The organism is Chryseobacterium gambrini, assembly GCF_900156825.1.
In the GTDB taxonomy this organism is placed as follows: Bacteria; Bacteroidota; Bacteroidia; order Flavobacteriales; family Weeksellaceae; genus Chryseobacterium; species Chryseobacterium gambrini.
Genome location: NZ_FTOV01000007.1, coordinates 170,945 through 194,162 on the forward strand (window position 1 = coordinate 170,945; position 23,218 = coordinate 194,162).

At 35.4% G+C, this 23,218-nt stretch carries 24 protein-coding genes; 14 read left to right on the forward strand and 10 right to left on the reverse strand.

The genetic code is table 11. The features are described 5' to 3' along the window. Positions 1-3: 3 nt before the first annotated feature. The 4 genes from BW951_RS14225 to BW951_RS14240 all read left to right on the forward strand — a co-directional run bounded on the left by BW951_RS14225 (position 4) and on the right by BW951_RS14240 (position 4,773). Positions 4-2,055: a hypothetical protein gene (locus BW951_RS14225; RefSeq protein ID WP_076393972.1), complete on the forward strand. Its 2,052-nt coding sequence runs from the start codon at positions 4-6 to the stop codon at positions 2,053-2,055. Next, entirely contained in the window at positions 2,055-3,284 is a 1,230-nt protein-coding gene (locus tag BW951_RS14230; protein ID WP_228427546.1) for a hypothetical protein, read from the forward strand. The genes BW951_RS14225 and BW951_RS14230 overlap by 1 nt, the downstream gene beginning before the upstream one ends. A gap of 14 nt (positions 3,285-3,298) precedes the next feature. Beyond that, on the forward strand, positions 3,299-3,637 hold the full coding sequence (locus BW951_RS14235; protein WP_076393976.1) for a DUF6122 family protein: 339 nt from the start codon (positions 3,299-3,301) through the stop codon (positions 3,635-3,637). Between the two features lie 65 nt (positions 3,638-3,702). Continuing rightward, positions 3,703-4,773 carry a calcium:cation antiporter gene (locus BW951_RS14240; protein ID WP_076393978.1) on the forward strand — a complete coding sequence of 357 codons (1,071 nt, stop codon included), beginning with the start codon at positions 3,703-3,705 and terminating at the stop codon, positions 4,771-4,773. A 41-nt stretch (positions 4,774-4,814) separates the two neighbouring features. Here BW951_RS14240 and BW951_RS14245 read toward each other — a convergent pair whose 3' ends face one another. From BW951_RS14245 to BW951_RS14270, 6 genes are all read right to left on the reverse strand, one after another. Further along, positions 4,815-5,195 (reverse strand): group III truncated hemoglobin, encoded by a 381-nt coding sequence (locus tag BW951_RS14245; protein ID WP_076393980.1) that lies wholly within the window; start codon positions 5,193-5,195, stop codon positions 4,815-4,817. Positions 5,196-5,302: 107 nt separating this feature from the next. Then, a complete protein-coding gene (locus BW951_RS14250) occupies positions 5,303-5,515 on the reverse strand; it encodes a hypothetical protein (protein WP_076393982.1) in 213 nt (70 codons plus the stop codon). 16 nt (positions 5,516-5,531) lie between these two features. Continuing rightward, the gene (locus BW951_RS22790) at positions 5,532-5,708 is read right to left on the reverse strand and encodes a hypothetical protein (RefSeq protein ID WP_175608826.1); all 177 of its coding nucleotides are present in this window, start codon (positions 5,706-5,708) and stop codon (positions 5,532-5,534) included. 368 nt (positions 5,709-6,076) lie between these two features. Further along, positions 6,077-6,685, reverse strand: a complete 609-nt coding sequence (locus BW951_RS14260; protein WP_139326163.1) for a hypothetical protein — start codon at positions 6,683-6,685, stop codon at positions 6,077-6,079. Positions 6,686-6,687: 2 nt separating this feature from the next. After that, a complete protein-coding gene (locus BW951_RS14265) occupies positions 6,688-8,598 on the reverse strand; it encodes a zinc metalloprotease (protein WP_076393988.1) in 1,911 nt (636 codons plus the stop codon). Positions 8,599-8,673: 75 nt separating this feature from the next. Beyond that, a complete protein-coding gene (locus tag BW951_RS14270) occupies positions 8,674-12,405 on the reverse strand; it encodes a caldesmon family protein (protein WP_076393990.1) in 3,732 nt (1,243 codons plus the stop codon). A gap of 249 nt (positions 12,406-12,654) precedes the next feature. Between BW951_RS14270 and BW951_RS23050 the strand changes: the two genes are divergently transcribed. From BW951_RS23050 to BW951_RS14285, 4 genes are all read left to right on the forward strand, one after another. After that, on the forward strand, positions 12,655-12,798 hold the full coding sequence (locus BW951_RS23050) for a hypothetical protein (protein ID WP_228427547.1): 144 nt from the start codon (positions 12,655-12,657) through the stop codon (positions 12,796-12,798). A gap of 147 nt (positions 12,799-12,945) precedes the next feature. Further along, a complete protein-coding gene (locus BW951_RS14275; RefSeq protein WP_076393992.1) occupies positions 12,946-13,917 on the forward strand; it encodes an ion channel in 972 nt (323 codons plus the stop codon). Beyond that, positions 13,918-14,406, forward strand: a complete 489-nt coding sequence (locus BW951_RS14280; protein ID WP_076393994.1) for a YkgJ family cysteine cluster protein — start codon at positions 13,918-13,920, stop codon at positions 14,404-14,406. Between the two features lie 116 nt (positions 14,407-14,522). Further along, positions 14,523-14,867: a hypothetical protein gene (locus BW951_RS14285; RefSeq protein ID WP_076393996.1), complete on the forward strand. Its 345-nt coding sequence runs from the start codon at positions 14,523-14,525 to the stop codon at positions 14,865-14,867. Between the two features lie 216 nt (positions 14,868-15,083). On the opposite strand, the gene BW951_RS14290 is transcribed toward BW951_RS14285, so the two are convergent. The 4 genes from BW951_RS14290 to BW951_RS14305 all read right to left on the reverse strand — a co-directional run bounded on the left by BW951_RS14290 (position 15,084) and on the right by BW951_RS14305 (position 19,268). Beyond that, positions 15,084-15,449, reverse strand: a complete 366-nt coding sequence (locus BW951_RS14290; protein ID WP_076393998.1) for an iron chaperone — start codon at positions 15,447-15,449, stop codon at positions 15,084-15,086. A 353-nt stretch (positions 15,450-15,802) separates the two neighbouring features. Continuing rightward, entirely contained in the window at positions 15,803-17,161 is a 1,359-nt protein-coding gene (gene gdhA / locus BW951_RS14295) for an NADP-specific glutamate dehydrogenase (protein WP_076394000.1), read from the reverse strand. A 190-nt stretch (positions 17,162-17,351) separates the two neighbouring features. Then, positions 17,352-18,461, reverse strand: coding sequence for a DNA-processing protein DprA (gene dprA, locus BW951_RS14300; RefSeq protein ID WP_076394002.1), 1,110 nt, complete (start codon positions 18,459-18,461; stop codon positions 17,352-17,354). A gap of 36 nt (positions 18,462-18,497) precedes the next feature. Continuing rightward, positions 18,498-19,268: a rhomboid family intramembrane serine protease gene (locus tag BW951_RS14305; RefSeq protein WP_076394004.1), complete on the reverse strand. Its 771-nt coding sequence runs from the start codon at positions 19,266-19,268 to the stop codon at positions 18,498-18,500. 256 nt (positions 19,269-19,524) lie between these two features. Between BW951_RS14305 and BW951_RS14310 the strand changes: the two genes are divergently transcribed. The 6 genes from BW951_RS14310 (at position 19,525) to BW951_RS14335 (ending at position 23,215) form a co-directional block, all read left to right on the forward strand. Further along, on the forward strand, positions 19,525-20,454 hold the full coding sequence (locus BW951_RS14310) for a DUF3078 domain-containing protein (RefSeq protein WP_076394006.1): 930 nt from the start codon (positions 19,525-19,527) through the stop codon (positions 20,452-20,454). 247 nt (positions 20,455-20,701) lie between these two features. Continuing rightward, a complete protein-coding gene (locus tag BW951_RS14315) occupies positions 20,702-21,211 on the forward strand; it encodes a hypothetical protein (RefSeq protein ID WP_076394008.1) in 510 nt (169 codons plus the stop codon). Continuing rightward, positions 21,208-21,555, forward strand: coding sequence for a tRNA-binding protein (locus BW951_RS14320; RefSeq protein WP_076394010.1), 348 nt, complete (start codon positions 21,208-21,210; stop codon positions 21,553-21,555). Before BW951_RS14315 ends, BW951_RS14320 begins: the two co-directional genes overlap by 4 nt. A gap of 75 nt (positions 21,556-21,630) precedes the next feature. Further along, positions 21,631-22,335, forward strand: coding sequence for a 3'-5' exonuclease (locus tag BW951_RS14325; RefSeq protein WP_076394012.1), 705 nt, complete (start codon positions 21,631-21,633; stop codon positions 22,333-22,335). 3 nt (positions 22,336-22,338) lie between these two features. After that, positions 22,339-22,665: an SUF system Fe-S cluster assembly protein gene (locus BW951_RS14330; protein WP_076394014.1), complete on the forward strand. Its 327-nt coding sequence runs from the start codon at positions 22,339-22,341 to the stop codon at positions 22,663-22,665. A gap of 160 nt (positions 22,666-22,825) precedes the next feature. Beyond that, positions 22,826-23,215, forward strand: coding sequence for a hypothetical protein (locus BW951_RS14335; protein ID WP_076394016.1), 390 nt, complete (start codon positions 22,826-22,828; stop codon positions 23,213-23,215). Positions 23,216-23,218: the final 3 nt, after the last annotated feature.

Genomic DNA, 23,218 nt, shown 5'->3' on the forward strand with positions numbered 1-23,218 from the left:
ACCATGAAATCTATTTTACAAAAAACACAAATTTTACTTTTACTTTTTGCTTTTAGCTTCGTCTTTTCGCAACAGAAAATGAAGCTTCCGAAAGACGTTCTTTTTTACATGGAAATCAACGGAAAGCAGCTTAACCAGAAAATCAACTGGCAGAAACTGAACCCTTTTCTGCTTGAAGTAGCCAAAGAAGACAAAGAAAAACAGGCATCGTGGAACGATTATTCCAAAACGGGGATAAAATATGATGCCACACAATATCATTACGCCAATTTCAATGATTCCGTAAAAACGTATACCGCTCATTTTCTGCTGGATAACAAAGAAAAATTTCAGGAATTCATTAATTCATCCAAGAAAAAAGGACTGGAAATTTCGAAACGAAAAAATTACTCGTACGTTAATCTTGATGATGAAATGTTCGTTGCCTGGAATGATAAGCAAGCGGTTCTGAAATTAATCAGCTATGAAAAACCTTATAAAATCGACTGGAATGATGAAGCGATGATAGACAGTGCCGCTGCAACAATTGACAGTGCGGCAATTGTTATGGACAGCGCAGCCGTTGCGGTTGACAGCGCATACGTAGAAAAAGCATTCGATTACAAGGAAGAAATCAAATATCTGAAAGATGATATTCAATATCTAAAGGAAGACATTAAAGAATACAAGGCTGAAATTGCCAAGAAAGAAAAAGACATTAAATATCTGGAAAAGCACCACAAATATCCTGAAGAAGAAAAAGATTCGAGTGACAAAAATTATTCTGAAAAAGAAAGCGAATACACACTTCCGCATATGGAGGAAGAAATGGATGAGGAGACGGAAGAAGACGGCATTTATCTGAAACAAATGGATTCTCTGAAGATCGAAAAGTTTAAGATCACCAAAAAACTGGCGGAAAAGGATTTTGATGATTATTTCAGTTCTGCACCGGAGCTTGATGTTTCCAAAGAAATATTGTCTTTCCGTGATGCGGATTCCGATGTTTTTGTGTATACGGATTACGGAAGAATCGTAAATAACGGAGCTTACGGTAAAATTATGAGCCACTACCCTTTCGGAAATCTTATGGGGAAAGCATACGATTCGAATTCTTCTTACAATCTGTATTTTGACAATGATAAAGTAAGACTGGTGAACAGTTATCAGCATAAAAATGAAGCGGTTCAGAAGAGCATCAATTCTGTTTACAGAGGGAAAAAGAATAAAAAGCTGACGGCTCTCATCAACGATAAAAGCATCGGATATTACGCCATTAATGTAGACGGAAATAAGTATTTTGATCTGATGTACAGCCTGTTGAAAGATTCCGGAGAAGGCGATTATCAGAAAGAAATGGAACTTTTAATGGAAACCATGAAGATTGTTCTGGATGAAAAGGCCATTACCAAGATCGCACCAGGAAACGGAATTTTCGTCCTTAACGAATTGAAATCCAAAACCGTAGAATACACGGATTATGAATACGATGATGATTATAATGAAAAGGAAGTGAAGAAAACCAAAGAAATCGCTGTTCCGAATTTCACGTTTGCTTTTGCTACGGAAAATGAAGGGTACTGGAACCGTATTTTCAATCTGCTGACCACGAATAAAGTAACGGCTAAGAAATTCTCTAAAAACGGAGATTTCTATGCCTTCAGTGAAGGAAAAAATGACGGATATTTCGACAAGTTATTCTTTACGGTAAAAGACGGAATTGTCTACGCAACGACCTCAACAGAGAATATTTCAGCTAAAAACCAATCGGAAATCTCTGAAAAATGGGCAAAAGATTCGGCGAAATATCCTTTGTCGGGAAGGTTTGACATTCAGAAACTAATGGTCGGACTTGAGAAAGAGTTTAAAACTCCGTCGGAAAGAAAAACACTGGATCTTCTGAAGAAAAATCTGGGCGAAGTGTATTTTAAAACAGAAGCCAAAGGAGAAAAGATAGAAACAGAAGTTAATTACAACATTAAAAATGCTTCGGAAAACAGTTTAATGTATTTCTTCGATGTTTTTGATGAAGTATATAAAATGAAAGAATCTGATAAAAAGCAGCCTATTTTATAATGAAAAAGAAACTTTTTGTCTTCGTTCTATTACTTTTTGCGGGGATGATGTATTTCGTTTTTTACCATAAACAAAATACGAAGATTTTTTCTCCGCAGGAAGCAGATGCGATCATTCTGATTGATACAAAAAAGCTGACAAGACAATATGTTTACAGCCTTATAGAGCATCCTTCTTTATGGTTTGAAAGCAAAGGAAAAAACAAAATATCTTTTAGAAAATCGGGAGTGGAAATTCCCGATTTTTTGCAGGTTTTCCATCTGAAAAATTCAAAAGTTTCGAACTGGTACAGTGTTTTTGAACTGGAAGACACGAAGACTTTTTTATCGTTTCTGAAACAGCAGAAGTTTACGGATCTGGGAAATCAGATGTTCAGGAAAGATCAGGTTTTTATTAAAATCCTTGGAAAAAACCTCATTATCGGAAGTTCCAGTGATGATTTTGAGCGAATTAACAACCAGTTATTTCACAGTTCTCAGGCAAATCTTTTTGATGCAGACGCGCTCGTTACCAATGGATTAGGAAGTATTATTCTGAACACAAAAAAAGGCAGCCATAATCTTTCTATCGAATTGAAACATGATGAAATTGAAATCAGGAATCAGTCTGATTCTTATGATCCCTCTCCGGCTATTTCAAAACTATTGAAGACCGATTCTTTTTTAGAAACAGAACTGGATGCTGAAAATATTAAAATTTTTAGTTCTTTTTTTGATAAAACTTTTGCAGATTCTTCATCCATTAATCAGATGAAAGTTTCCGTACATCTGGAAGAGGTGAATGACACGATCATTACTTACAGCTACGATGACAATTTTAATGAAGTTGAAAAGAAAACATTTCAGAAGATCATTCAGCCGAATTATATCATTGATTTTCAAAGCTTAAACCCTGAAAAGACGGAACTGTATTTTCAGAATAAAAAATGGATCAATGCCCAGAATCAGTTCACAGCAATTCCTTTTCAGCCTAACCTCATCACTCAGAATAGCAAAGGTTTTAAAATAAAATCTACAAGAAAACCAGTTCAGCAGTCTTTCAATCTGAATGAAAATTATATTTTTGTAAAAAATAATCCGTTATTGCTGTCTTTTTTAAAAACATTATCACCTAAGGAAAAGAAAATGATTTCCGATATTGATTATATTTTTTACGGAAACAGAGATCAGGATTATTGTCTGAAAGTACAGTTTAAAAAAGATGACCTTCCTTTGATTTTAAGGTGGTAAAAAAATAAAAATCAATGGATGCTTTGCATATTACTTTACTAAAACCCGTCACGCATTATTTCCTGCATTTTGTTTTTCCCGTGTTTATTGCTCTAATCTTTTACAGGAAGAACTGGAAAAAAGTGTATCTTATTTTGCTAGCAACCATGCTTGTAGATGTGGATCATCTTTTCGCGAATCCTATATTTGATCCTAACCGCGGAAGCATCGGTTTTCATTTTTTGCATTCTTATTATGCGATTGCGGTGTATTTTTTGATGCTTTTTTTTAAAGGAAATATCAGGATTGCAGCCATCGGATTACTGCTTCATATGTTGACGGATTTTCAGGATTTTTATTTCTGGAATCATTAAAATACCATTAATATTTTCTTTTGATATTTCAAAAGTCATCGATTTTTTGTATTTTAGGAACAGTTATGAAATTGAAAGACTTTTTACATTATACGTATATTTTTCCCATTCTTGCAGTTGGTTATTATTTTTCCGGACTTATGGGGACGGGTGTTCTGTCTGATGTAATTGCCGGAATTTTATTAACGGGCAGTGTTTTATCTGCAGTGCATCATGCAGAAGTTGTCGCACATAAAGTAGGTGAACCTTTCGGAACTATTATTCTTGCGCTGTGTATTACAATCATTGAAGTGGCGCTGATTATTTCACTGATGGTTGCGGGAGGAGATCAGGCGATTACGCTTGCAAGAGATACGGTTTTTGCTGCGGTAATGCTTATTCTCAATGGAATTTTAGGAATCTGTATTTTGGTGGGCGGCGTGAAATATTACGAACAGTTTTTTGCAAGAACTTCCGCCACAACTTATCTGGTTAGTATTGTTTCCATCCTGATTTTGACTTTGGTTCTTCCGAATTTCACCTCCAGCGTAAACGGTCCTTTTTATAATCAGGCACAACTGATTTTTGTTTCTATTGCCTGTCTTGTGATTTATGGAGTCTTTCTGATGGTTCAGACGATCCGTCACAGAAATTATTTTATCGTTCCGGAAGAGCAATCAGAAGAAAATTATATTCCTTCGGTTTCAAAAACGGCAATCAGTTTTACTTTTCTGGTGATTTGTCTGGCGATTGTTGTGATGATGGCAAAAGGTCTTTCTGCCACAATTGAAAATATGGTGCAGAGTTTGGGCGCTCCAAAATCTCTGGTCGGAGTCATTATCGCGGCGGTAGTTCTGCTTCCGGAAGGTGTTGCGGCGATTCGGGCGGCTCGAAGCAACCAGATCCAGTCGAGTTTAAATCTTGCTCTGGGTTCTGCTTTAGCAAGTATCGGACTCACGATTCCTGCGGTTTCTGTGGTTTGTATCCTGTATGATATTCCGCTGGTTTTAGGTCTGGACAAGAAAGATATTATTCTGCTTTCTCTTTCTGTTTTTATCGTGATGCTTTCTTTAAGCCGCGGAAAAACAAATATTCTCTACGGAACGGTTTTATTGGTAAACCTTGCAGCCTACATTTTCACGGTAATTGTTCCGTAACTTAAAAAAACACTGAACTCACAACAAAGAACTTTAAACCATTAGAGTCTTCTTGCGAGTTCCATTTTGAAAGCCATCAGTTTGGCAATGTTTTCAGATTTGTAAATTGCCAGATCTGCGTTTTCTCCCACAAAATTTTCTTCAACCGTTGTTTTCCAGAGATTCAGCCAACGATCGAAATGATGCTGTTCCATCGCCTGAATTTCATTGATCGGAAAATGAACGCCCATCGGATTTCCTTTGTACGACATCTGTCCGAAAAGAATGGATTCCCAAAACGAATACATCTTCGGCAAATGACTGTCCCATTTTACTTTAGCAATATCATTAAAGAAAAAGCCAATAACCTCATCTTTAACGACTTTGGCATAAAACGAATTCACCAGATATTCAATATCTTCTCTTGATTCTAATTTTTTCATACACCAAAGTTAGCATAAAATTGTGTGGAAATGTTTTGTGGCTGGATTGATACATTTCAGGTTTGGGATTTTGTTTTTTACGAAAACAGTATTCAATTTTCTGTAAATCAGATTAATTTCTTATCAGATAAAAAACTTACCAAATCTTCAATGCTTTTAAGATATTTTCCGGATATTCTTTTTTTATTGATATATAACTCGATCTGATTTGAAGTATCAAAAAACAATTCTACAGATTTATTTTCTTGAAATTGATACGTTAAACAACTAACTTCTAACCATCCGTTTTTTATTAAATATTCTGTAAAAGAGTTCTTCATTTTAATAAATTTAAATCTAACAATATCTTCCCGCTTCGTATTCCTGAATATAATATTCGATCGTATTGCCGGAGCCAAATTCTATAATTTCTCCATCAACATTTTTGACTAAAAAAGGAACATTTCCAACTAATGTATTATACTTTTCATCTCTTGTATCATAAAATTCTTTGCTTACATAGAAAAAAATCATTCCATAACTTTTTTTAATAGTAGCTTCTTTGAAAAGAGAAAGCTCAATCCCGGATTTTTACCGGATTTATCAATATGATCTTGAGCTATTTGGATAATTTCCTGTTCTGTTAACATAATTATTTTCCAGTTTTTACGATTTCAATTTACGAAAAACAAAAAGATTGCCTCTTTTCTGAGACAACCTATTTTGTTCTTATTTATTTTTTTAGATTCAATAAATCTCTAGTGTAATTTCGGATTGAATTGAGTATTAATTCCTCAATGATACAAGCATTTTTCAGTATTATGCCATAAATTTTATAATTGGTGGTCAATTCAAACCGAAAGTAGATAGTCAATGCTACTGATTTTTGCAACCGAGACCATTTATAAATTATCTTTTTTGAAAAAGTTGATGAATTCCTCTGTTAAAGGAGTTTCTATAATATATCCAGCAGGGTGATTTTTATTTGAATTATCAAACCATTCTTTTATCTTCTTGTATTTATTTGTTAAATTTTTCTCTCTGGAAATTAAATTTATCTTATTTACATTATTTTCAAAAAAAGGTAAATCTTCTACTAGAATATTATTCCATAAATGAGCAATAATAAAATATTTCTTATCTTTTCTTTTGATAAAAAATATATTATAGTATTTTTTATTTTTTTCTATAATATTACTTATTCCGGAGCATTCTTCACCATTAATATTTTCATAAAAATCATTATTATTGGTTTCAATTTTAACTTTTAGCTTTTTAAAATCTTGATTATATCTATTTTTTAAAACAGTGAATGTATTTCCAAATTTTATATTATTTTCTACATAAAATTCATTTTGTTGATTGTTGTTATACGAAAATTCTGTTGTTTCGGCTATTAGTATAGCATCACTATTCATAACCATTTTGTATAAAGGAAGTTGAGACTGAGAATACATTACATTACATCCTAAGATGAAAAGTATAACAATGAAAAATTTATATCGTTTCATATTTAATAATTTTTTATATCGTTTCGCATTATTTTTATTTGATGGCTTAAAAAACATACTCTTGTGTTATCATAATCCATTATATTCTTCGTTGAGGCTTTCTTAAATCTTAAAAAATTTGCTTCTATCTGTTCCCATTCTTTTTCATAAAACTTCATGAATTCTTTATCAAGCTTTATACTATCATTTTTTAATATGTTGAAGTTCGTTTTTAACTCTTCAAAATCTTTTATTTTATTTGTATTTATAATTTCAATAGCTTTCTTATTTTCAGTAATATAAGCTTTTTGTTTATCTATATCTTCTTGAAGTAATGTTAAGTATTGAGCTTTAGTAACAGGTTTTCCATTATATGTAAAATTGCCATTTGAAGCTTTCCCTTGAGCTAAATCTCTTTCTTTACCAATAATATAATTTTTTCTATTATTTATAAAGTTATTTAATGATTCTTTTAATGTGGTCACTTTAGCCTTGATTTCCTTATAAATATAAAAAGGATAAGATTCTCTTGTTTTAGTAATTATATTTGTTTTTAGTGTTTGATAGTAATTTTTTGAATTATTAAAACTATTCAATTCTTTTGTATTGAAAAATAAGTGATCTAATCCAAGCATATGCCCAATCTCGTGAGCATAAGTATCTTTTGATTCAGTATTTGTAGAGTACACCATCAATGTATAATGATCTAGTGGAGAAGTTCGACTGTACGCTCCTGTTTCTTTATCAGAAGATTCAAAATCACTTAAGATGATAATTCCGCCTTCATAGCTTTTGCTTTTAGTTTTTAGTTTATTTTTATACTCACGAATTGTAACAGCATCCATATCATTATCTTTATCAGCTAATCCTATATCTTTTTGATTGTCTACAATAACATCTGTTGGTACAATTATTTTTGCACACTCTTTCTTTACTGGATCCCAACTAGTTATTTTGCAATTACCTGCGGCATCAACATCCTGTTTTTCTTTATTTATATTGGCAAAGTATTTTTTGCCTGTCCAATCAGTTTTATCAAAAGCATAGAAATAATCATCCAAATCTCCGCTTCCTAATGTATCAAACATTGTTTGGTTTTCTATCTCTATTTCATAGCCTGCTTGGTTCAGAGAATTTTCATTAAGATATTTCTTCACATCACTATCCTTAAATTTTTGAAATAGTGCTTTGGCTTTGGCTGAAGGGTTACCATCTGAAGAGACCAATGCAATTACTCTGAATTTTAATTTCAATACCTTGTTTTCCATCATTGTTAATCCTCCTATTTTCAAAGAACTTCCTGAAGTTGCTTCTCCAAGAATTTCATATTTTTTCTCTGGAGCTTCTTTCAAACATTTTATTTTCAACAAAATAGATTCACTTAACTCAGAAACTTCCATTTCCGCTTTTTTGCCTGCTTTTTTACCTGTATTTTTTTTATTTATTATTTCAAAATCATAATACTCATCTCCAAATATACTGATTTTATCAAAGTAAGAGTTAGATTTTTCCTCTAGACTAGTTTCTAAAGATAATTCTATTGTTTGATTAGGTTTCATAAGAACCCAAGGGATATCAACGATTTGATTGCTATTTTTTATTGTTAACAATTCATAATGCTCTTTTATCGCATTTTTAGCACTATTAATGTCAGAAGAAATTGGGATAAAGTTTCCAATGTCATTTTGATTTATGGGTTTTTTGTAAAAATATTCTGCTTCAGAAAAACTTACCCCTTGAATTTTTAATATTTCTCCAGTTTTAGGATCAACATCAATCCAATCAAAACCAAATTCACCATTATATGTACTATTAACTCTTACTTTTAGATTATTAATCTCAACTGATTTTCTACTTCTTCTCGTCCCATACACATCAATATCTTCTACACCAATATCCGCAAGGTTTCTAATTCCTATATTTCCTGTTTTCATTTTTGTTAATTTTAAATGTTAGTAAAAAAGAAAGCGGTGGTTTCCCACCACTTTCAAAACAAAGTTTAACCGTTGTTATACAGGTTTAATAATTGTACTTGGCAGCGTTGTCGCTCCATCACTATGAGCCAACTGCGCCTCTGTATCCAATTTGAAGCTAGTTTCAAACTCCAGTTCCTTAGGATTTTCACAATTTTCCGGATAATCTTCACGGAATAGTGGAAGCGGATGCAACGGATCAACCGGTAATCCTGTAGAAGATGCCTGAAGAATCGTCAACGTTGTAGGAACTCTTGTGATCCAGTATTTCCCTTGCGGAACTCCTGTCGGCTGTCTCATCTCGTCTACAATAGACATATACATTGGGTCTCCAATCACAGGAACTGCTCCGCCGTTCCAGATAATCCCTGTTTCCATAAAGAACTGTACAGCAGCTTCAAAGCCCGGTTTTACGGTAACAATGATTCTCGCCATCCCTGCCTGAAGGAAACTTCTGAACAGAGGATCCATACTTTCGGTAAGATAGAATTCCTGCCAGCTTTTACGGTTCGCCCAATAGTACGGATAGAAGGTATAATCCATGATTTCCCACTCAAATGCCTGTTCCATGAACTTCGCCAAAGCAGCATACTGATCAAGATTATCATTCAGGTAAACTTGGAAGTTATCCATTTTGGTATTATCATTTAATGCGTTTGTTGATTCATAGCCCAGTGTATTTGAGTTAAGGTAATCCTGCAACAGGTAAGCGATACAGTTATGCTTAAGGGTATCATGCTCCATATAACGGTAGAAGTTTCCCTGTTTTTCTTTTGCTTCTGCTTCTTTAGCTTTTTGCTCGTCGTCTAAACGTTTTTGTTCTTCCTGAAACTTTTTGTACGCTTCTTCATAGGCTTTAATAATAGCATTAAAGTTTTCTGTCTGCCATTGAAGCATAAATGCATCCGAAAGTTTGCAATACAACGTCACGTTAAGCGTTACATCTTCAATATTTCTGCCTCGGTACAGAAAGTTAAACGTCCCGGAAAGGTTTAAGCCATTTTCCCAAATCGTACTCTGGTTGATTCTGCCTCCAAAATTTAAGTTTCTCTCTCCTCCTTTACCGTTGCTGCAATAAAACTCACTATTATGAAATCTGGTATTTCGATCCATATAATATTGGATCTTCATATCTTTGGCAGCATAATTTTGTGTAATATTGATAGGTGTTCCTACCGCACCGAATGAACCGGTTGAATTTGGACGCCCAACAATTTCCTGATATACTTCCACATTTTCTTTTGGAAGGTCGGTTAAAGTTACTCCGTAAATATTTGCCCAATGTTGAAGTAAGTCTTTCGTTGCAGCTTTCGGACTTGCCATATTCCATGGTTCCGGAGCTGTTCTCGGATCTACCGGGGCTGTAAGCACCTGAGCTTTTGCAACTGCAACCGCCAGACGATGCAGTCTTGAAGGTTCAGGAACCATAAATTCAAACATAGTACGTTTACCATAATTGTAAATTTGGTTTTTCATCTTCTTATCGATCCATCTGTAAACCCCTGTAATATGTTTAGGTTGCGCTGCATCGGCATTATCCGTTTTGGTTACCCTTCCTCTGTTGTCAAATTCATGAACATTGGTTTCCGTGTATTCTTTAATGATCTTTTGTACCCTTTCTTCAGAAACTTTGGTTAACACTCTTTCCATCGCTCTTTCCGTGATTTCCTGAGATTTAGCAACCGCCTGTCTCGTGCTGTCATGTTGAGCTGTATTGTTCGCATAGTCTGCCCCCATCTCAAATACTGTTTTACCCGCACCATAGCTGTATCTTGCATAAGCCGTGATACTCTGGTCTTTTTCCAGTTCTTTCGCAACTTCCGTCTGCATATCCGTTCTGGAGGTTTTGGTCGTATCGGAAATTTTTTCTGTTTCCTGAGACTTGGAAGTCGTGTCGGTAATTTCAGAATAATCCCTTGCTACGGAAGATTTGTGTCTCAGTTCACTTGCCATCACGTTCTCAATATTGGAAACTTCTCCCGGAACGTAGGCGTGAACACTTTGCACGACTTTCAAATAATCGGCAACCCCTAATCTTTTGATTCCGAAGCTTCTGCGTTTCTGGATTTTTACGTTTTCAGGTTCTTCCGGATTCTCCACTACCCCTCTTGTCAGAGTAAGCATGCCCGTAAGTCCCAGATTTCCTTTTGTGTACAGCTGTCCAAGATCTGCGGATGCCTTGCTTCCGTTATCAAAAATAATTTCGATTCTGAAATTAATACTTGATCTGAACTTGTTAACAAGACACATAGGGAGCGTAATTTTATCATTGATCACGGGAATGTTGCTGAAGTTTTCTTCAAAACTTCCTGCCTTATCGGTTGTGGCAATAATTTTTGCAGAAGCAACGCTCCATGAAGAATCTGCGACCTCAAAAGAAAAGTTAACAAATCCTCCTGATCCCGAAAATGCTGATGAGCTGTGTGCATAAAAACTATATGCCATTGGTGTTCTTGCGGTGCTTTGCACCACCGGAACAGACGCCCCCGCAAGGTTAACATACTGCTGCTGCTGAAGCGGAGTGTTTTCCAGTGCGGTCTGCATAGAAGAAGAAATATGACTTCCTACAATATTTAAGGCATCTGAATAACTTTCTAATTCCTCATTAAGCGTGATGTTTTGGGAACCGATTCTTAACGTATTGTCAGAAATAATTGTAACTTTCTCTTTTTCCGCTTCTTGAGAAGTCCTGTCCATATCAATCTCTGTGAAAAGTTCGATAAAGAGATCAAAAGATTCCGGGGAGAGTTTTTCCTGTAGATCCGGCAAATTGATTTCGTTTTTATAAGAAAACTGAAAAGGAGCGACCTCAGATCTCTTCAACTCCTCATACATACGGTTTTTTTCTTCTTCCGTAGTTCCTTCGGTGATCTTACTTTCGATTTCTGCAAGTTTTCTTTCGTAAGCTTCCAGTGCTTCTCTGTTTTCTTTCTGATATTTTGCATATTCATCCTGATACGCCTGGTAAGAGGATTTGTGATATTTTTTCTGAAGCTTTTCCAGTTCTGTAGTAAGCTTTTCCAGTGCTTCTTTTCGATGAAGCGCTTTGTTGGCTGCCAATAAAACCTGTGCTTCAGATTCTAATCTCTGCGAAGTTCTTGCACTCAAAGCGTTAGCCGATATTCCGGAAGCAGCTCTTGAAGAAACAGACCCCGCGGTAACAGCATCTTCAGAGAATAAAAACTTAGGCAAAACGATTTTTCCGTCCAAGGCTTTTTCCAATGGTTTTGGTCCGTTAACCTTGATAATTTCAGGATCCGCTAAATTCATACTTTGGGCAAAGCCAATATGGATTGCCATTAAAATATGGCTGATTGCTTCTTTCACATAGAAATCTCCCTGAGTAACGATCTGGAAAATATAATTGTTCCAAAGAGTTGAAAAGACTTTGATTCCATCTGCTGTAAGCTCTTTATTGTTATCAATAAGATGACTGTAATAATTTTTTACATCGCTTAATTCGTTGGCGTTAAGCTCTTCTCTTTTAGAAATCTTTCTTCCGATGATCAGAAGTTTCCCGAATTCTCCCTCTTCAATTTTCTTTTCGGTTTCAAATCCGGAATTACTGAATGTTCTTGCCGCATTTGCCATTTCCGAGAGCTTCGATGCTCTTGAAGATTTTCCTGCAATGGCAGTATCGAAAATTCCGATAGCTCCTTTTGGTCTGTGGATAAATCCTAAATTTCTTTCTTTGGTTTCTGTAAGCTGTGGATTTCTTAAGCTCACGAATCTGAAAAGCGTCTGAGACGCATCGTTTTTTCCTGACATTTTGTAAATTTGTTTTGCATTATAAAGGTTAAGATTTGAAGCCTCTTTTTAGTAGAGTCACTTCAGGTTTTAGCCTTATTTTTTTAGGTGGTCTTCAGGCTAAAGCATGTCCACCATGAGTTTTAAAGTCTCTTTTCACTTTCTGTGTTTTTCTATATAGCAAATATCGTCCGGCGTGGCGACAAAACTCGTCGTATTAAATTGATTTATAATTATTTTCGATAAAAACTCATAGATAATTGAAAATCAATGAGAAAAATTTCCGAAAGGTTTTTCGGAAATTTTGAAGAGAAAATTATCTTATTTTTTAACCTTTTTCAGAAAGAGATGAAAGAATTCTACGAGCTGCTTTTTGCCATTAAAATCAAGCTGAAATTTTCATATTTTAACTAAAAATATTCATAAAGACTTTTGCAAATTTCATCACAACAATATTTTATCTTTGTATGTTGATTTGAATTCAAATGGATAAATCGGTAGATTAACTTGTTTTTCAATTTTAGAATCAACAGAAAAAGTAAAAACAAAATGATATAAAAAATGGCACGGGGATTTAGAAAAAAAATTCAGCAGAAAAACACCGAAAACAGTGGTTTTGGCAGCAATGTTTCGGGAAGATTCATTAATAAGGACGGTCTTCCGAACGTTAACAGAAAAGGAGTGAATATTTTCAACAGATACAGTTGGTATCATACGATGCTGGATTTATCCACATTCAATTTTCTTTCTTATCTGGTGATTGCGTATGTTTTAGTGAATTTATTTTTTGCTTTAATTTATTATCTCATTGGTGTAGAACATTTAACGGGAATTGATAAAAGTAATCCGGTAAATGAATTCATCGATGTGTTTTTCTTCAGCTCCCAGACGTTTACCACAGTAGGATACGGAAGAATTGCTCCGGTAGGCTTCATGGCAAGTCTGGTGGCTACTTTTGAGGCTTTTTTAGGATTGCTTACCTTTGCCATTGCTACGGGACTTTTTTACGGAAGATTTTCAAGACCGAGAGCGTATCTGAAGTTTTCTGATGTTGCCGTTGTCGCACCTTTTAAAGAAACTTCAGCATTAATGTTCAGGCTGGCTCCCTATAAAAACAATGCATTAACGGATGCAGATGTTGTTATTACTACAGCAATTGAGGTGATGGAAAACAGCTCACCGAGAATTAATTTTTATCAGCTGAAAACACAGCTCAGCAAAATCAATACTTTGGCTCTGAACTGGACAATTGTACATGAAATTGATGAAGAGTCTCCGTTTTACGGTTTTTCAGAGGAGGATTTTAAAAATACGGGCATTGAAATTATTGTTCATATCCGTGCTTTTGACGAGGTTTTTTCAAATACGGTAGTACAGAGAACCTCTTATGTAACGAAAGAAATTGTATACGGTGCAAAGTTTATCCCGATGTATTATCCCGATAAAGATAATCTTTCCACGGTGCTGAATCTGGATAAAATAAGTGACTATCAAAAAGCAGAACTTCCGGTATTCATGGAAGAAGAAGAATAAATGGATTTAGAATTTTATAAAAAACAGGCATTACAAAAACAAAAGGAACATAAAAAATTTCTGGACGGGCTGAAAAAGAAACCGTCCAAAAATCTGGATTATATCGTTCAGGAAACGCATGAAGAGGTTTTTGAAAGAATAGACTGTCTGCAATGTGCCAATTGCTGTAAAACAACAGGACCGCTTTATACCGAAAAAGATATTGAAAGAATTTCTAAGCATCTCCGCATGAAACCTGCCGATTTTGAAGCAAAATTCCTGCGTGTAGATGAAGATAATGATAAAGTTCTGCAAAATTTGCCGTGCTTTTTTTTAAATGAAGACAATACCTGCTCCATCTATGAGGTTCGTCCGAAAGCGTGCAGAGAATATCCCCATACCGACAGAAAGAAGATCTACCAGATCAATAATTTAATGATCAAAAACACCGTGATCTGTCCCGCTGCATACGAATTTGTAGAGCGAATTATGAAAAATTTAGGAAAATAATATATAATTCAAAATCCGTCTTAAATAATTATAAAGTCCGTTAAATAAAGACTTCACGTATAATATTAGACAAAATGCCGGCGTTTAAGTTAAACAACCATTTAAATATTAATATTATGAAGAAGTTAGTTTTAACAGCAGCGTTTACATTAGTCGGAGTAATCGCAGTATCGGCTCAGACGGGAACAACACAACAAAGCCCGTCAACAAATTCTAATAATCCATCGACCACTCAAACCCAGCAGAATTCACAGGCAACCACCAACTGGGAGACAACTTCGGGAACGTCAAGCCAAAACCAAAATACAGGCACCACTGCCACTGTTGAATCAGCAACACCCGCCACAACAGCATCCACAGAAACCACTGTAAATGCCAATACAGAAGCAGTAGCAGACACCACCAAATCTACAGACGCTATAAAAGAAGAAAAGAAATCCAAGAAGAAAAAGTCGAAGTAAGTATTTAAATTTTTAAGAAGTAGAAAGAAGATCCTGAAATGTAATGTTTCAGGATTTTTTTATATAAATATAAAACGGCATAATTTATCTTAAATAATTATAAATCAAGTTAAAAGAAGTAGAAACAATAAACTTTGTATGAAAGTTGCATTTAACATAATATCAAATTTTGAATAAATAATCGATATGCAAATAAAGAGAATCCTGAATCATTTTTCAGGATTTTTTGTGATGTATTTCTTCAAGTCTGAACTGAACAATTTTCTTTATTAAATTTTCAGGAAGATCCTCATTTACATGAAACTGTACCGCTCCTTTTGAAAATTTATAATTGCTTTTTTTAAATTCAGCCTCAAATTCTTTTATTCCTTCTGCTCCGGGATAAAATCCGATATGTTTTTTATACCCCGCAAAATACACCAAGGGTTTATTTTTGTATCTGAAAGCGGGCATCTGATAGCCAATATATTCTTCAATTTCAGAACTTTGCAAAAGAATCAGTTTTCTGAGATTTTCTAATTTATCCTTAATTTCAGGAAACAGAGCAATATATTCATCAATATTTTCAAATGTATTTTTCATAAATTAAATGTAATGATTTTTCACTTTTTTGGCAGTTCTTATTATCATTCTGAACGAAGCGAAGTGAAGAATCTGTCTTTGGTTGAGACGTTATAGATTTTCCTATGTCGAAATGACATGAAGATGTTAATTTCATTTGAATTAAAATGATTATCATTAGCTGAATGAAATGCCTTTGCGATCGAAAAATATTCAGCATCATTCGAAAACTAGACCTTTCGAACGTAGCGTTAAAAATAAAAAAAGCGCTGAATAATCAACGCTTTCTCCTTTCACTTTTTACTTTTTTCCCATTTATAATCCCGGGAACAGGTTATATGAAAAAAGGTCGGGAATTTCCCAACCTTTGTATTTTATACTACTCCCTGAGCTAACATTGCTTCAGCAACTTTCACGAATCCGGCGATATTGGCACCTTTTACGTAGTTTACATAGCCGTCTTCTTCTTTTCCGTAGTCTCTGCACGCTTTGTGAATTCCGATCATGATCTCTTTCAGTCTTGCATCAACCTCTTCAGAAGTCCAGTTCAGACGGATCGAGTTTTGCGTCATTTCAAGACCTGAAGTTGCAACACCTCCTGCGTTAGAAGCTTTCCCCGGAGAGAACAATACTTTATTGTCTAAGAAATAGTTAATTGCATCAAGCGTAGAAGGCATGTTTGCAGCTTCTGTTACACAAACGCATCCGTTTTCTACCAACAATTTAGCATCATCAAGATCCAATTCGTTTTGGGTTGCAGAAGGGATGGCAACATCACACTTCACTTCCCAAGGACGTTTTCCTGCAAAGAATTCTGCAGAAGGATATTTCTTCACATAATCTTCCGCTCTGTTGTTTCCGGAAGATCTTAATTCCAATAAATAATCGATCTTATCTCCGTCGATTCCGTCTTTATCATACACATAACCGTCCGGTCCTGAAATCGTTACTACTTTTCCTCCCAGTTCGTTTACTTTTTTAATAACTCCCCAAGCTACGTTTCCGAAACCTGAAACCGTTACCGTTTTATCTTTGAAAGTCTGTCCGATCGTTTTAAGCATCTGCTCTGCGAAGTAAACAACACCGTATCCTGTAGCTTCAGGACGGATTAATGAACCTCCGTACGCAAGACCTTTTCCTGTAAGAACTCCCGTAAACTCGTTTCTGATTTTTTTGTATTGTCCGAATAAATATCCGATCTCTCTTGCTCCTACTCCGATGTCTCCCGCAGGAACGTCTGTTTCAGGACCAATGTGTTTGCACATTTCCGTCATGAAAGCCTGGCAGAAACGCATTACTTCCATATCCGATTTTCCTTGCGGATCAAAGTCTGAACCTCCTTTTCCACCACCCATAGGAAGCGTAGTTAAAGAGTTTTTAAACACCTGTTCGAACGCTAAGAATTTAAGAACAGAAAGGTTTACTGTAGGATGGAAGCGGATTCCTCCTTTGTAAGGTCCGATCGCAGAGTTCATCTGGATTCTGAACCCTCTGTTTACCTGGATCTCTCCTTTATCGTCAACCCATGGAACTCTGAAGATGATAATTCTTTCAGCTTCCGCCATTCTTTCAAGAAGCTTCATTCCCGTATATTCCTTTTTCGTTAAGATAAACGGAATTACAGTTACCGCAACTTCTTTTACTGCTTGTAAAAATTCTGGCTCATTAGGGTTTTTTGCCTCAATTTTTGCTATAAATTCTTGGATTTTCTGGTCAATATTATATTGTTCCATATATTAGGGTTGAATATTATTGCCAACAAATTTAATTTTTTTTTCAAGATTCACAACACCCTAAATAATAATTGTTGAAAATTTAATAATATAATGACTTAATATTATTAAATCCACAATTAACGCATTAATATTATTAAAAATTAAATGTTATGTTTAAAATAATGCAATATTAAGAAATCGTTAATTGTCAGGTTGCCAAAAATTGTCTCCCCGAAAGTGATTTTACCTTCCCCAAAAGTTCCAATTCTAAAATTACCGGTAAAATTTTGTGTGAGGCAAGTGCTGTTTTATCGGCAAGATCATCCAGAGAAATCTGCGGATTCTCATCTATTATTCTGAATATCTCACTTTGATTCTCAGTTAATTGAATTAAAATTTCACTGTAAGGAAATAATTCTCCAGTTCTTCCCTTCGGATGATTAAATCCTAAGTTTTCAACCAGATCTTTTATCGTGGAAATTGCCGAAGCTTTGTTCTGAAAAATCAGATGATTACAGCCCTGACTCTGCTTGTCCGTAATTTTTCCGGGAAGCGCATATACTTCACGGTTATACAGATTTGCATAAGTTGCCGTGCTGATTGAACCTCCGCCAAAAGCTGTTTCCACCACAATTGTCGCAGGAGAAATTCCGGCTACGATTCTGTTTCTCTGAATAAAATTTTCACGATCCGGCTTTCTTGAAGAATTGAATTCTGTAAATAACACCCCTCCTTCCTCAAGAATTTTTTCTGATAATTTTTTGTTTTTTGAAGGATACAATGTGTGAAAACCATGGGCTAAAACGGCAACCGTAGAAACCTGATGAAGAATAGACTGCTCATGAACTTCTTTATCGACGCCTAAAGCCAGACCGCTCACCGAAATAAAATTACCGGAAGACGTTTCCTGAAAAAACTCTTCAATAAATTGCTTTCCGTAGGAAGTCATATTTCTTGTTCCTACCATGCTTACTTTTTGCTTAGAATCGTCATAATTCCCTTTCTGATAGAGAATTACAGGAGCATCATCGCATTCGTTTAAGAGTTTGGGAAGATCATGGAGATGTCTGAGATTAATTTTGATATGGTTGGTCTCACAAAACTTCAGTTCATTTTCGGCAAACTTCAGATGAGCAGGATTTCCGATGTCTGAAATCATTTTAGATCCGAATCCGTCCAGCTTTTTGTATTCCTTTTTGGTATTTTCCCAAGCGTTCTTTGCACTTCCGAAAGTACGGACAACCTTATAAAAATTGATATCCCCGATTAAATTACACTCGCGCAGAGCGATAGAATAAAGATGTTCTTCAGAATACATTTGTGTTGTTTTCACAAATGTAGAAAATTTTTAAAATTATTTACCTCTTAGTTCATCCAGTCTTTCCCAGATATCGTCTTTCTTTTTGTACGGCAGCTCCATAAAATCTTCAGGATGGTTTTCTTTGTATTCCTGCCATAATTTATCATCTTTTTCGCTGTAATAATTTGGAAATTCCCAAATGAATTTTTTCTTTTTATCTCCTACTTTTTTAAATAGCAAAGCCAGAATTACTCCCACAATTGCACCTGCAAGATGCGCCTGCCATGAAATTTTACTGGGTTCCTGCAGATTAGAGAACAGTTCTTCGGGAAGCATTCCCCACACCAGACTTCCGTAGTACAGAACAACCAGCAGAGAAATAGTCAGCAGTTTTGTATTCCATTTAAAAACCCCACTGAAAAAAAGGAAAAAAGCAAGAACGTACACCACTCCGCTTGCTCCGATGGTACAGGTGTAAAGATAATCTCCCGTCATAATGTCAATCGGCGGAAGAAGCCACACCAAAAATCCTGTAGCGAGCCATCCCGTGATAAAAACTTTATTGGCAACCAAAGGATAAAACTGATATAGTAAAAACATAAGCACCGCGATCGGGATAGAATTTCCTACGATATGCTCCATGTTTCCGTGTAAAAGAGGTGAAGTTATAATTCCCAGCAAGCCTTCCGGCAACAATGGAATAATCGCCCCGAAACAGCTCTGAAAAAAGCCTTGCATCTGCAGAAAAAAGCCCAGCCACATCGCTGAAAGCATCAGCAAAGGATATAAAAGAGCCTTTTTGGAAATTATATTGTTTTTTAACATGAAGATTCTACGTCAAATGAAAAGCCAACGATAAATTTCGGAAAAATTGGCGATGAAATCTCTGTTCAGAAATTTATTTCAGCCAAAAAGTAATGATTTTCATGGCTTTCGAAGGAATTCCTTTTATTTTGTCATTGAAAACTTCAAAAACCGGATAAAAGCCTGATCACATTCACTTCTTAAATATGGTTTTACATTCATAAAAATTATATTTAATATTTTTGTAAGGAATTTTGTACAATGAAATCCTGAACTCATGAAGAAGTTTTTATTAATTCTCTCTCTTTCTCTGGGAATTTTCGCCAACGCACAGGTTGTCATTACAGACACCGCAACCATTAAAGCAGACACCATTAAACACTGGTCGGTTTTAGGAAAACAGTCCTTAATGATCAATCAGGCAGCCTTCTCGAATTGGGTCGGCGGAGGAGCCAACAACGTAGGGTGGCTTGCTGCACTGGATTACAACATTACGTATGAAAAAGACAATGATCTTTGGGAAAACATCATCCTTTTGAATTACGGACAAAATGATACGAAAGGTGTAGGTGTAAGAAAAACACAGGACGTTATTAATGTTTCCACAAATTACGGAAGAAAGTTTTCAAAAAGCTGGTATCTTTCTGTAGGAGCGGGACTGATTTCTCAGTTTTCTGCGGGATATGAGGACGGAAATAATCCGGAAGCGAAAAAAATATCCAATTTTATGGCTCCCGGTTATCTGAATGTCGGGATGGGGATTACGTACAGACCAAATGATAACGTAAATGTTACCCTTCGTCCGAGCAACGCGAGATGGGCTTTTGTGCTGGATAAAGATCTCCAGCTTGCAGGAAATTACGGTTTAAAAGCAGACGGAGATTCCTCGATTTTACAATATGGTTTTCTGGGAACAGCCTATTATAAATTTAAGCTGATGGAGAATGTGAACATCACCAATACGGCATCTGTTTTCTCCAATTATCTCGATCATCCGGAAAGACTGGTTTTGGCGTATGGAATGATCTTAAATTTAAAGGTTAACAAATTTATTTCATCCAATATTACTGTGGATTTAATGTACGACCATAATCAGATCCAGAAAACACAGCTGAAACAGACATTGGGCGTTGGTTTTGCCTATACTTTGAATAACGGCGTAAAACGTTCCGACAGAAAGGACAGCCAATGGTGGATTAAAAAATAAAATCATCAATGATCATATTTTTCCCTCAACAGATTTATTGAGGGATTTTTTTTGAATATCCTTTAATTTTACTGAGTTCAATGTAAAGATTCCGAATCAAAATTGGCTAAAGCCCATTCCTATTGATGTTTTTGTATTGTTTTATATTGAACCCACGTTAATATTTTCGTCTTCATTTGATATTTTCCCTTGTAAAAAACCGGGATAATCTTTTGATTTTAATACATTTGTTAAAACATATTTAAAGATGAATTTCGAACAGGTTGCTTTACATTTAGAAGCTTACAGAGAACATGACCAGATCATTGATGCGGCAGAATACATCATCCGCTCTTTCAATCTCGAACATGAAAACTTTGAAGGATTTGGTCTTCGCGATGAGGTTTTTCCGAATTCTCTCGTTCTAACGGCAGAAGGCGTTTTAGGAAGCCCGCAAAAAGTAATGATCCCTAAAAATTTATTCGATTTTGATCTGAATCTGGTTTTAAATTTAATTGCCCACGAAATGCTGCATGTACGGCAGAAAGCTCCGGGACACGTTATTGAAGAAAAAAGCGAAAGGGAATTTCAGGCGTATTACGAAATGCTTTTCCATAAGATTTTTCCGCAGATTCCTGAAGTATCTGATTTTTACAAAAAAGACTTCGGCAGCAAAGCCCTTGAATATTATAAAAGAATGGGTGAAGGTTCTGAACTGCAGAAAAAATATGCTGAACAGAAACTTGAAGTAGAACAATTAATCAACTCGTTATCATGATGATAAAACCTGAAATTTCGTGGGAAGATTTCGAAAAAATAGACATCCGCTGCGGAACCATTATTTCTGTAAATGATTTTGAGAAAGCAAGAAATCCATCTTATCAGCTCGAAATAGATTTTGGAGATTTAGGCATTAAAAAATCCTCCGCTCAGATCACTTCGTTGTATCAGAAAGAAGAATTAATTGGTCAGCAGATTTTGGCTGTCGTTAATTTTCCTAAAAAACAGATCGCCAATTTTTTAAGCGAATGTCTGGTTTTGGGTGTTTATGGTGAAAATAAAAAAGATGTTACCCTTTTAACCCCTTCATTACCCACAAAGAACGGAATGCAGGTAGGATAATGTTTTTCAAAAAATCTAATGAAAATATTGAAACCTGTGAGGTTTAGTTTCAAACAAATTACGAAGAAGTAAAAAATGATACAAAATATTCCTTTAGAAAGAGTTTTATTTCTTGATATCGAGACGGTTCCGGGATTCGGATTGTGGGAAGAACTATCGGAAGCCGAACAGATGCTTTGGGATAAAAAAACGAGATTCCAGAGAAAAGATGAGATTTCTCCTGAAGAATTTTATGTGGAAAGAGCCGGAATTATGGCAGAATTCGGGAAAATCATCTGCATAACGATCGGAATGATCGAAAAGAATGATACGCTGAAGATCAAAAGTTTTGCGGGTGACGATGAAAAGAAGCTGCTTCTGGAGTTTGGCGAAATTTTTAACAGTCCGAGACTTCGCGACGTCATTTTATGCGCACATAACGGAAAAGAATTCGATTTTCCGTGGATTGCCAGAAGATATTTAATTAATGGAATGATGCCTCCTACTCCGTTTCAGATGTTCGGAAAAAAGCCTTGGGAAATTCCGCATATCGATACGATGGAACTCTGGAAATTCGGGGATTACAAAAGTTTTGTATCGTTGGAATTGCTGGCTCATGTTTTCGGAATACCGACTCCAAAAGATGATATCGACGGCTCAATGGTTTCATCAATCTACTACATAGAGAAAGACTTGCAAAGAATAGTTGACTATTGTGAAAAAGATGTCTTAACTTTGGCGAATGTTTTCCGGCGTATGCGTCAGGAAGATTTGTTGAAAAGGTACATCAATTTAGATTAAAAAATGAAATTTACAGACGATCAGATTGCTGACATCGGTGAGGAAATCATCGGTGTTTTAAAAACCGTGTATGACCCTGAGATTCCGGTAGACATCTACGAATTGGGGTTAATTTATGATGTTCAGATCTCCGATGAAGCGGACGTAAAAATTATCATGACGTTAACGACGCCCAACTGTCCGGTTGCAGAAACGCTTCCGCAGGAGGTAAAAGATAAAGTTGGTGAAGTGGAAAATGTAAAAAGCGTAGACTTAGAACTTACTTTCGAACCTAGCTGGAATAAAGATATGATGAGCGAAGAAGCTAAATTTGAGCTTGGAATGCTTTAAAATTTTATTTCTTTAAACAATTTTTCCATTAAAAAATAATTGGCTGTTTCATTTTGAAGCAGCTTTTTTTATTTTCCGTTTTTTCCCCATACACATTTCGTGAAATCCCTAACATTCAGATTATTAAGTTGATATAATTTTGGTTTCAGAAATCAACAGTATGAAAGCCAATACCATCATCGTATCGTTTAATAACGGAAGTGTTCCGCCACAGTATGCTTACCGATATCAGATTGTCTTTTCCGAACAGGACGGAAATGCAGATCTGAAACTCTTCAGAGGATATGACGCGGATGAAAAAATGATTGTATCCGAACAAAGAAAATTCAATATAGAAATTTTTCTTCAGCTTCTTTCTTTAATCAGCAAAATAGAGGATTCTGTGAAAGATCCAGCAATGGTGGGAGGAAGCCAGAGAATGATTGAGGTGAATTCAAGAAAAATCATGGTCGAACCCAATGATGATTTTGGAATTTCTCTGTTCAACCGGTTTTTATATCTGTATCATCCCGATTTCATTAACCAGATTAATTCTAACCTTAACCTTTAAAAA